Source organism: Pseudoxanthomonas dokdonensis, from assembly GCF_001431405.1.
Lineage (GTDB): Bacteria > Pseudomonadota > Gammaproteobacteria > Xanthomonadales > Xanthomonadaceae > Pseudoxanthomonas_A > Pseudoxanthomonas_A dokdonensis.
On the sequence record NZ_LDJL01000034.1, the window covers coordinates 1 to 1,385 of the forward strand.

Sequence of the window (1,385 nt, forward strand, 5' to 3'; positions counted from 1 at the left end):
TTTTCATGTTACGGTGACTGACAAATGGTAAGATGGGAGTGTCGTCGGCAGCGTCGGATGGGTATAAGCGACGGCAGGACCAACGTCGTCAAGGCGCGTGGTTTGGGCGGGGTGATGTTCTGGCAGTACCAGCAGGATGACGGCGCTTTACTCGATGCACTGCGTGCGGCATTGTCCGACCCGTCCAGCCCACCGTCGCGAGGCCAGCCATGAAGCATTCGATATCCATGATCGCCAAGCACAGGGCATCGGCCGCCGCCGGTCTGCTGCTGGTTGCCCTGGCCGCGTGCACGACCACGCCCAGCGCAGGCGTGCAGGCGGTGCCGGAAATCCGGCCAGGCGTCCCCGCCGGCTATCTGCAAGCGGGCGAATTGCCTGACAGTCTGGCCCTGGTGCCGGTGGTGCCCGCCGGGGATTCAGCGGTCTATGCCAACGATGTCGCGGTCAGCCACGCGGCCCTGGCGCTGCGCGATACACCTCGCTGGCAGCAGGCGATCAGCGATGCCGACCTGAGCTTCCCGCATGCCGCCAGCAGCTTCAGTTGCGCGCTCGGGTTACCGGTCGACGAGGCACGCTCACCGGCACTGTATCGGCTGTTGCGGCGCAGCTTCATGGATGCGGCACTGTCCACCAACGCGGCCAAGAACAAGTACCAGCGGGTGCGTCCGTTCATGCGCAATGAGCAGCCGTTGTGCACGCCCGCCGACGAAACCGCGCTGCGTGGCAACGGCTCGTATCCTTCCGGCCACACCGCGATCGGTTGGATGTGGGGGCTGGTGCTGACCCAGGTGGATCCGCAGCACACCGATGCCTTGCTGGCGCGTGCGCGTGCGTTTGGTGAAAGCCGGCTGGTCTGCAACGTCCATTGGCAGAGCGATGTCTGGCAGGGTCGCAACATGGCGACCGCGACCTTCGCCCGCCTGCAGAGCAATCCGAGCTACCAGGCCGATGTGGCTGCGGCACGAATCGAAGTCAGCCGTCTGCATCAGCAGCACGCCGTTCCGGAGCACGACTGCGCCGCCGAAGCCAGCGCGCTGTCGATGGCGATTCAAGGCGTGCAGTAACCGTTGCTGCCGACAGATACCAAACCGGGTGGCAACCGCTCGGCAATGTCTGTGCGGTGATGGATGCTGCCGACTGCGCAGCGTTCACGGCACCATCCGGTCCTGCAATGTGAGACGGAGTAGGCCGCACATCCTGTGATTGAACCTTGCCTCACAAATATCCGCGACCAGCAAGCGCTGCGGACCCTCACTATGACGCGGTTTTTCCCCGTCATCGCGATCCCATGATGAAATTCGCCGCTGCACTGCTGGTTGATGGCCACGCGCATCACTAAGCTGGAAGCATCTCAAGCAAGCAAGGGAAGCATCCATGCCGGTGAC

The 1,385-nt window shown here is 63.7% G+C and carries 2 protein-coding genes; both read left to right on the forward strand.

Annotation, left to right across the window (positions count from 1 at the left end; translation table 11 throughout):
• The first annotated feature begins 57 nt into the window (after window positions 1-57).
• Window positions 58-213, forward strand: coding sequence for a hypothetical protein (locus ABB29_RS16465; RefSeq protein WP_157062699.1), 156 nt, complete (start codon window positions 58-60; stop codon window positions 211-213).
• Entirely contained in the window at window positions 210-1,064 is an 855-nt protein-coding gene (locus tag ABB29_RS15920; RefSeq protein ID WP_245622507.1) for an acid phosphatase, read from the forward strand. The genes ABB29_RS16465 and ABB29_RS15920 overlap by 4 nt, the downstream gene beginning before the upstream one ends.
• Window positions 1,065-1,385: the final 321 nt, after the last annotated feature.